This is a genomic window from Bacillus sp. C30 (assembly GCF_040838255.1).
GTDB classification, from domain to species: Bacteria; Bacillota; Bacilli; order Bacillales; family Bacillaceae_G; genus Bacillus_A; species Bacillus_A mycoides.
Window position 1 is genome coordinate 1 of sequence record NZ_JBFPJH010000128.1, and the last position, 8,839, is coordinate 8,839.

The 8,839-nt window shown below is 33.8% G+C and carries 8 protein-coding genes and 1 pseudogene; 6 read left to right on the top strand and 3 right to left on the bottom strand.

Features of this window, described 5'->3' with window-relative positions:
* Positions 1-473 precede the first annotated feature (473 nt).
* Together AB3X49_RS13355 and AB3X49_RS13360 are read left to right on the top strand one after the other, a co-directional pair.
* Positions 474-1,586 carry an amino acid deaminase/aldolase gene (locus AB3X49_RS13355; RefSeq protein ID WP_367962619.1) on the top strand — a complete coding sequence of 371 codons (1,113 nt, stop codon included), beginning with the start codon at positions 474-476 and terminating at the stop codon, positions 1,584-1,586.
* Positions 1,574-2,887, top strand: coding sequence for a D-arabinono-1,4-lactone oxidase (locus tag AB3X49_RS13360; protein ID WP_367962622.1), 1,314 nt, complete (start codon positions 1,574-1,576; stop codon positions 2,885-2,887). The genes AB3X49_RS13355 and AB3X49_RS13360 overlap by 13 nt, the downstream gene beginning before the upstream one ends.
* A 4-nt stretch (positions 2,888-2,891) precedes the next feature.
* Here the strand turns inward: AB3X49_RS13360 and AB3X49_RS13365 are convergent, their stop codons facing one another.
* Entirely contained in the window at positions 2,892-4,046 is a 1,155-nt protein-coding gene (locus AB3X49_RS13365; RefSeq protein WP_367962624.1) for a VanZ family protein, read from the bottom strand.
* A 171-nt stretch (positions 4,047-4,217) separates the two neighbouring features.
* Here AB3X49_RS13365 and AB3X49_RS13370 point away from each other — a divergent pair.
* Positions 4,218-4,418: pseudogene (locus AB3X49_RS13370) on the top strand (hypothetical protein); the annotation flags it as partial.
* A 192-nt stretch (positions 4,419-4,610) separates the two neighbouring features.
* Here AB3X49_RS13370 and AB3X49_RS13375 read toward each other — a convergent pair.
* Both AB3X49_RS13375 and AB3X49_RS13380 read right to left on the bottom strand, forming a co-directional pair.
* Positions 4,611-5,423 carry an undecaprenyl-diphosphate phosphatase gene (locus AB3X49_RS13375; protein ID WP_016121464.1) on the bottom strand — a complete coding sequence of 271 codons (813 nt, stop codon included), beginning with the start codon at positions 5,421-5,423 and terminating at the stop codon, positions 4,611-4,613.
* Positions 5,424-5,555: 132 nt separating this feature from the next.
* Positions 5,556-6,500: a methyl-accepting chemotaxis protein gene (locus AB3X49_RS13380; RefSeq protein WP_367962627.1), complete on the bottom strand. Its 945-nt coding sequence runs from the start codon at positions 6,498-6,500 to the stop codon at positions 5,556-5,558.
* Positions 6,501-6,720: 220 nt separating this feature from the next.
* Here AB3X49_RS13380 and AB3X49_RS13385 point away from each other — a divergent pair, with 220 nt between their 5' ends.
* The 3 genes from AB3X49_RS13385 (at position 6,721) to AB3X49_RS13395 (ending at position 8,768) form a co-directional block, all read left to right on the top strand.
* Positions 6,721-7,971: a 3D domain-containing protein gene (locus tag AB3X49_RS13385; protein WP_044444505.1), complete on the top strand. Its 1,251-nt coding sequence runs from the start codon at positions 6,721-6,723 to the stop codon at positions 7,969-7,971.
* Between the two features lie 112 nt (positions 7,972-8,083).
* Positions 8,084-8,302 (top strand): helix-turn-helix transcriptional regulator, encoded by a 219-nt coding sequence (locus AB3X49_RS13390; RefSeq protein WP_000154009.1) that lies wholly within the window; start codon positions 8,084-8,086, stop codon positions 8,300-8,302.
* A complete protein-coding gene (locus tag AB3X49_RS13395; protein WP_367962630.1) occupies positions 8,295-8,768 on the top strand; it encodes a DUF2178 domain-containing protein in 474 nt (157 codons plus the stop codon). Before AB3X49_RS13390 ends, AB3X49_RS13395 begins: the two co-directional genes overlap by 8 nt.
* The last annotated feature ends 71 nt before the right edge of the window (positions 8,769-8,839 follow it).

Sequence of the window (8,839 nt, forward strand, 5' to 3'; positions counted from 1 at the left end):
AGCAACAGTATGCCACAAAATGTAAGCAAACTGTTGCGGAGGAACCCTTACGTACGGTAAAATGGGGTACATAAGAGTTACAGCAAGTGTTTGCCTAGTGTGATTAGGCGGACGGTTAATAAAGTGGTGACACACCTTATTAACACGCTGTGCTCTTTTATTTTTTATTGGTTTTATTTTGGATTTTTTCGGTAACAAATTGGTCACAAACAACCAGAAATATGTTGCCATTTATAAATTTAGATAAAGCACAAAACTGCGTAATATAGCCGTTTTGTGCTTTTTTTTGAACATAAAGTTTGACACGTGAACGATTACTCGGATCATTATCCAGTAGAGGCGACTATTTCTATGAAGTAGAGTAGCCTTGAAAAAGTTTCTTCGTAAAGAAGAAACTTTTTTTATTTGAAAACAGGAAAATCATTCTTTCTTTCCAATATGTATAAGACATATATAGAAGAGGAGAGAAAACTGTGGATAGAGGAATTTTTAAGGAAGTTCCATTACCGTGTGCATTTTTAGATGAAGTGGCTTTAGAGAGGAACATTCAATCGATTATAGAGTTAAGTGGAGATAAGAAGATTCGTATAGCGAGTAAATCATTACGCTCTGTTCCAATTATGAAAAAGATTTTGGCTGCAAATAATCGCTTTCAAGGTATTATGTGTTTTTCTCCTAGAGAAGCTTTGTTTTTAATTGAACAAGGATTTAATGATTTATTGCTCGGATATCCTGTTTATGATGAAAGAGCTTTACATGAAATTAGTTTGCTGACAAAGCAAGGGCACATTATAACTTGTATGGTGGATTGTGAAGACCATATTACTTATTTAGAAAAAATTGCTGAGAAGTCTAAAGGGTGTTTTCGCGTTTGTTTGGATATTGATATGAGTAGTCGTTTTTTGAAATTTCATTTTGGTGTAAAAAGATCCCCGGTAAAAGATGTGCAGAGCGCTTTGAAAATAGTAGAAAAGGTGAAGGGCTCATCATATTTAATACTAGATGGTGTAATGGGATATGAAGCTCAAATTGCCGGGGTGGGGGATCATATACCGAATCAATGGATGAAAAGTAAAGCTGTTTCGTATTTAAAGAAGAAATCAGTGTTAGAGGTTAAAGAAAGAAGAGAACGTATCGTAAAAGAAATACAAAACCTTGGTATTGAACTAAGATTTGTAAATGGGGGAGGAACAGGAAGTATAAAAACAACTGAGCAAGATAACGCAGTTACGGAGATTACTGTAGGATCCGCCTTTTACTCTCCTAAACTGTTTGACTATTATAAAGAAGTGAAATTTCAGCCAGCTGCCGGATATATTGCCTCAGGTGCAGTTGGTAAAGATAAAGAGCCTGAGGTTTGGCGACCGGGTGGTGCAAAACTATTAGCTTTAGAAGGTGCTGGTGAAGTGCAAACGCCAATTTTTTATGACGGTGAGGAACGAGTAGCGATAGGAGATTCTATCTTGTTTCGTCATAGTAAAGCTGGAGAGTTATGTGAGCGTTTTCCTGTTTTGTATCGCATTAAACAAGGGGAAATCGTTGGAGAGTATTCAACATATCGGGGGGATGGACAATGCTTTCTATAAAGGGACAAAAATGGAGAAATTGGACAGGGAATGTAGAAGGAACGCCGCATTATACGATGTATCCAAAAAGTATACAAGATGTAGTAGAAGTTGTGGGGCTTGCACGAAAAAAAGGAAAGAAAATTCGTGTTGTCGGTTCAGGGCATTCGTTTACACCTCTTGTGCAAACGGAAGAAATTTTAGTTTCTTTAGATGAATTGAAGGGCATTGTGAATATTGATGCAGAGAAGAAGACTGTTGAAGTGTGGGCGGGAACAAAGCTACATGATTTAGGGAAGTTACTTCAGGAAAAAGGTTATGCGCAAGAAAATTTAGGAGATATTGATTCACAATCTATTGCAGGAGCGATTAGTACGGGGACTCATGGGACGGGTGTTACATTTGGGAGTTTATCAACGCAAGTTATAGAGATCACGGCAGTTTTATCAACAGGTGAGAGTATAGTTTGTTCAGAAACCGAGAACGCCGAATATTGGAAAGCATTTCAGTTGTCGCTTGGAATGCTAGGTATCATTGTAAAGATAAAATTGAAGGTTATCCCAGCGTATTCGCTTGTTTATGAAAGTGAAAAACAATCATTGTCTACTGTAATGAACAAACTAGAAGAATATAAGAAGAATCGTCATTTTGAATTTTTCGTTTTTCCTTATTCAGATGAAGTGCAAGTGAAATTTACAAACGAAACAACGAGTAAAGAAAGTGATTTGAAATGGCATAAACTAAAGGTGGAGTTACTTGAAAATAGGATGTTCTCTTTATTATCTAAAGGGTGTAAATGGTTTCCTTCTATAAGTAAAGGAGTAAGCCGATTATCAGCTAAGGCTGTACCGAACACGAAAATAATTGGACCAAGCTATGAAGTGTTCGCTACATCACGTACAGTTCCATTTTATGAAATGGAGTACAGTGTCCCTTCAAAGTATATGAGGGCTGTTGTAGAAGAAATTTCAAATCTTATTGAAAAGAAAAAGTATAAGGTGCACTTCCCGATTGAATGCCGCTACGTGAGAGGTGATGATATATGGCTCAGTCCAGCATATGGAAGAGATTCAGCGTATATAGCTGTTCATATGTATAAAGGTATGAAGTATGCCGCTTATTTTGGTGAAGTGGAGAAAATTTTTCTAAAGTATGAAGGGCGCCCACATTGGGGGAAAATGCATACGTTAACGTACGAAAAATTGCAAAATATATATCCAGAATTGCATTCGTTTCTAAAAGTGAGGAAGTCACTAGATGAAACAGGAATATTTTTAAGCCCTTATACAGAAAAGTTATTTACGATTATGAAAAAAAGCTGACAAATTAGTATTTGTCAGCTTTTTTAAGTGTAATTGCATTTCTTGTATGACTAATACGCTCGTAAAATAGTAATTTAGCACTGCTAAATACATGTAATAAAACATGAATAATAAATAGCCCGTTAATTACAAATTGGAATAACAGTATAACTAGTAATACTAAAGGCTCTGTATGATTTAAAATAGAGCTACTAGAAAGAATGTAATTGATTCCACCTAAAATGAAATAGAATATACCGTAACGAATGAATAATTCTTTTAGTGTAATACGCTCTGCTTGTCCTTTAATGTAAATACGAAGCAACGCTTTCCCTATTGTTCTTCCATTTGTAAAATATGGGATGATAATAAAGTAAATTAAGATTGAACATGTAATGAAAAGGAGTTCGTATACATTTGTATAAGATTGGATGTTAGAAATAAATAGTGAGTTTCCTTTGTTTTTAATGAAAGGTACAACGATAGATAAGAAAATCCAATCAATTTGCATAGCGAGGAGACGACGAACGAATCCGACTGGTTTCGTTTCCAAATCAATATGACTATCTAATTCGCTTGTTTTTGGCAGGAAGTACGTAAATATTGGTGCAATGATAAAACCGATTACGCCGCCTAATGTGTTTAAAAACAGATCGTCGATATCGAATAAGCGATATGCACAATTATAAATACCATATAATCCAGTTACTTGTGTTAATTCAAAGAACAGTGAAAGGCAAAAAGAAATGCACACTGTTTGGAAGAAACTACGTCGGAAATAATAACGTAAGTAAATACCGAATGGAACGGTTAATAGAACGTTAAAAGCAACTTGTAAAAATGCAGATTCTTTTAATAACAAGAAATAAGTAGTAGGTTTCGTTAAAATTGCCGATGTATGATTACTAATCTCTTGTATGAAATAAAATGGTGAGAGTTGCATATGCTGTGTATTAGCGGGTTGTAGGCTACAAGTATCATACATTTGTGGTAACGGCAAAATAACAAGAAAATAGGCATTTAATAAGTAAAGTAATAATGAGTATAAAATAAATGAGCGCCATTTATTTAAATAACCGTATTTTCGATAATTAAATATTAAAAAAGGAATTAATAGAAACATTGCTAAAATAGGAAATAAAATAAAAGCTGTTTTTACTGGAAATAAATATGCAGTCAAAATGAAGCTCCTTTCAATGAAATTTCGTTTATCATTATAGCGCTTAAAAGAATGTAAAACAAAGTTGAAATAGCTCGAAATAGAAAAAATTACAAATTTAAAATAGATTAATTTATAATAAGTTTAATGTAAAGATATTATGATTATGCAAGTTGAAAGAGGGTACATGATATGCAATATGAGCTTTTTTCGGTAAGCGGGGATCATATTACAACTTTTGAAAGCACATGGCGTTTTCAAGAGGGGGAACAGATTTTTGTTCATGATGATAATACAAAACGAAATTTTATTATTATTCGCTTAACACATGATTTATTTCAAAAAAACACACATGTTATTCGCTTGTATTGTCAGGAAAAGAAAGTTTATGCATATGGAAAAACCACTTACTGTATGAGGGCAGTAAGTGGTTTTTTATCCCGCTATTTGTGGGCAGTAAAACTCTCACCTCAAAATTCAGGTGGAGCAAAGAAGTTAGGTGGGAGCCCTGCTGCCCGTAAAATCCCAATTGGTGAGGGCTAATAATCAGGGGGGATGAACAAACCCCCTGATTAAAGTTTCATTTTATAAGAAAATGATAGTTAGCACACCTACGATAATACAGTAGAAAGAGAAGTATTTTAAATTTCCTTTTGCCATAATGTTCATAAACCATTTTAATGAAATATATGTCATGACAAATGTTGCGATGAAAGCAACAATATAAGGTACAAATAATGTATCTAAATTTGGATCGTTTGCAATGTCTGTAATACTTAACAATAAACCACCTAAGCTAACAGGAATGTATAGTAAGAATGAGAAGCGAAGAGCTGTTTCTTGCTTCATACCAAGTAACATTGCTGCCACGATTGTAGCACCTGATCTGCTTATACCAGGAATTAGTGCGCAAGCTTGTGCTAGACCAATAATGATTGCATCTTTCATAGAAAGGTCGCCATCATTTTTACGCCCACGCAAGTTTCGAATAATCCAAAGGCCGATAGCAGTAATAAGAAGGGAAATCCCAACCATTTTAACACCTTTTAAATATTGGTCGATATAATCTTTAAATAAAACTCCAATTACACCTGCTGGAATGGTTGCAATAACAAGGTAAATAATAAAGAAGAAATCTGATTTTGCGTCTTCTGCTCTTGTAAATATATAAGATAGACCATTCTTCGTTAGACGAATTAAATCATTTCTATAAATAAGTAATACAGCTAATAATGAAGCTGAATTAACAAGTAGTTCGAAGCTAAACCCTTCTATTTTTAGTCCTAGCAAATGCTGTGCTAAAACGAGGTGACCGCTTGAAGAAATCGGAATTGGCTCTGTTAGCCCTTGGAACAGACCAAGAATTAAATATTTTAAAATGTAGTAAAATTGTTCCATAATAACCTCCTTGTTTATTAGTCGAAAGAAACAACTTTTCCATTATAGCAAAAGAGAGGATGAATATTGAGAAGAAATAAATATTCGAAATATAATAAAAATCCCTTATACCGGTATAAGGGATTTTTATTATTAATGAGAAGCTACTGTTTCTTGAAGACTTTTTGATAATTGAACATCGACTTTTTCAGCATCATGAATGTGATTCATAATAGTAGTATTTAATTTTTGGAACATTTGCTGTGTATTTGCAAAATCTCGTAATATATCATCATTACAAGATTTTTGGTTTTCGATAGCTTTAATAACATTTGTAGCGCCACTTTGTAATGTTTGAATCATTATTAAAATATTTTCAATTCTAGCGTTAGTATCGGCGCTCATTTCTACACCTTCATCAACTAAATGTAAATTATCTTTTGTATTTTCGTACGCTTTTTCAATTTCCTCTTGGATTTTTTTCGTTAAATTGCCAATGTTTTTTGTACTCTCCGCTGTGCTTTCTGCTAGTTTTCTTACTTCATTGGCAACAACAGCGAATCCTTTTCCATGCTCTCCAGCACGTGCAGCTTCAATACTTGCATTTAACGCTAATAAATTTGTTTGCGCAGCAATGTTTTGAATTACTTCTACGATTTGCTCGATTTCTTTTGAGCGTTCACTTAAGTGATTCATACTATTAGACGTGCGCTGAGATTGTTCACCTAATTTATTAATTACAATAAGTAAACGGTGAACAGATTCTTTTCCTTCATTAGAGCAATCGATAATTTCTTCAATAGACTGAATTAAGCTTTGTTCTTTTTGTAACATTTCACTATTTAATTCATTGGAATGTGTCGTACGTGTTGAAACATTTTCAAAACATGAGTTTAAATGTTGAATTAAATTTTGGAGTGTATGGTGCTGGTTAGTTACAAGTTGATGCTCTTGAACAACGCTTTGTACACGGTCGTGGATAGAAGAAATAGTCTCTTGGCTTTCAATATCTTTTTGTTTTAATTCTGTTTCTAGCTCTTGTATACGATTTTCTAATTGATCAATTTTATGTTGGAGTGCTTTCTTTTGAGTAAACATGTATTTATCTCAACCGCCTTTAGAAGTTATATTTTCTCTATATTTGGATTTTAGCATCTTTTATAATTTTTAAATATAGGAATTGTTAAATATTTAAGAATCTATTACAGTTTATTCGCAATTCCCTTTTTTTTGTCATGAAAAATAAACTGTATTTAATGGTCCTGTAAACAAACTGTAAAATAAATCATGTATAACTGTATAAGAAGGGAGTCGGATTATGAACTATTTTAAGCGAATCAGTAGTCTAGTATTAGCAGGAATGATTGTTCTTTCTAGTACAGTCGCTGTAAAAGCAGAGTCAAACGACGAGAAACTTAACAACATGCAACAGCAATTGCAGCAAAACGATGCAGATATGCAGAAGAAAGAGCAAGAGAAGCAAGCTGTTAGTAAAGAAATTCAAGGTATCGAAAATGAACTACATAATTTAAATAATACAATTGCAAAAAATAAAGAGGATCAAGCTGCTATTCAACATAAAATCGATGAAACACATAAGCAGATTGAACAAAAAAAAGCAGATATTATCGTTTTAGAAGATAAAGTCCTTGCTCGTAAGGATATTATGAAAAAACGTATGGTTTCTGTTCAAAATAGCTCAAATACGAGTTTAGTAGTAGAAGTTGTTGTAGAATCAAAAAACTTTGCAGATTTCATACAACGTATGAATGCAGTTACTACTATTCTAGAAGCAGATAAAGAAATTTTACGTCTACAAGAACAAGATCTTCGTCAAATTGAAGAAGATAAAAAAGCAATTGACGAAAAAGAAGCATCTTTAGTAGTAGATAAGCAAAAATTAGCAAAAGCACAAGCGGATTTGCAAGATAACTTGAAAAAACGTCAAGATAACTTACAAACGGTTCAGGCTAAATATAATCAGATTGCAAGCCAACTTAATTTAGCAGCGGAAGAGAAAGCAAAAGTTGAAGCAAATATGAAAGCAGTACAAGAAACAATTGCTCGTGAACAAGAAGCAGCAAGAATTGCAGCAGAAGAGCGCGCAAAAGCTGAAGCAGCTGCAAAGGCTGAGCAAGAAGAGTTGGCAAAAGCGAAGGCAGCAGCAGCTAAGCAAAAAGAAGAACAGGCAGCTAAGCCGGCAGAGCCTGTAGCTAAAGATACAACACCAGCTAAGCCGGATCCAAAACCAGCTCAAGGTGGAAAAGAATTTTATGTAACAGCAACTGCTTATACAGCTGATCCATCTGAAAATGGCTATAAACCGGGTGAAACTGTAAAGTCTAAGTTAGGACATAATTTGACTGCAAATCCAAACATGAAACTAATTGCTGTAGATCCAGCTGTGATTCCATTAGGTTCTACTGTATATGTGGAAAATTATGGTACGGCGATTGCTGGAGATACTGGTAGTGCGATTAAAGGTCATATAATTGATTTATTAATGCCAGATTCAGCTACAGCTAATAATTGGGGCAGAAGAAGTGTTAAAGTTACAATTTTAAACTAAAACGAAATCCAACTTTACAATACGTAGGGTTGGATTTTTTTGTAAAAATAATGTTAAGTTGAGTTTACATTTTGTTAAGAGTAGCATACAATAATGGTAAGAGGTGGTAAAATTGACCATTTTAAACAGGGTGAAGGAATTAAGAGCTCGCTTTAATTTTTCACAAAGTGTATTAGCAGAAAAGGTTGGGGTGACGAGACAAACGATCGCTGCAATTGAAAAAGGGGATTATGTTCCTTCATTGTTACTAGCGTTGACGATTTGTGATGTATTCGAGTTAAAGATGGAAGATGTGTTTGTTTTAAATAAGGAGGGGGAAGAGGATGAATAGAATTGGTTTTTCTTATATCGTAAACGTGCTTTATACTGCGCTAGCCTGCTGGACATTTGTTGAATTTTATAGTGTTATTACAGAGTTAGCAGATATAATTAAAAACGAGAAGTTCTCATTTGAAGTATGGTTTAATGGAGTACCATTCATTTTATTATTTATTGGAGCTATTATAGTTACAATTTTTTATAGAATTCAAAAGAAAAAATACAAGAATTTATCTTTTTGGATGTATCCATTATTATTTCCACTAGAAGATGAACGTGAAAAAGCGATTACGGATAAAGCCTGTCGAACAACTTTTGTTTCGTTATGGTATGTGTTACCTTGTGCAGTCGGATTTTTAACTTTTTCGCCTATTATTAATGACTATCTTCCTGAGTACCCACTGTATATTATATTCTCTATTTTCTTTATTCAAATGACGGTCTTTCACGTATCCCTATACAGAAATAAGTTAGTTTAAAAGAAACCTTCTTGCATAAGCAAGAAGGTTTCTTTTCAGCTTATACTTGTACATACAGCAATATTATCTTA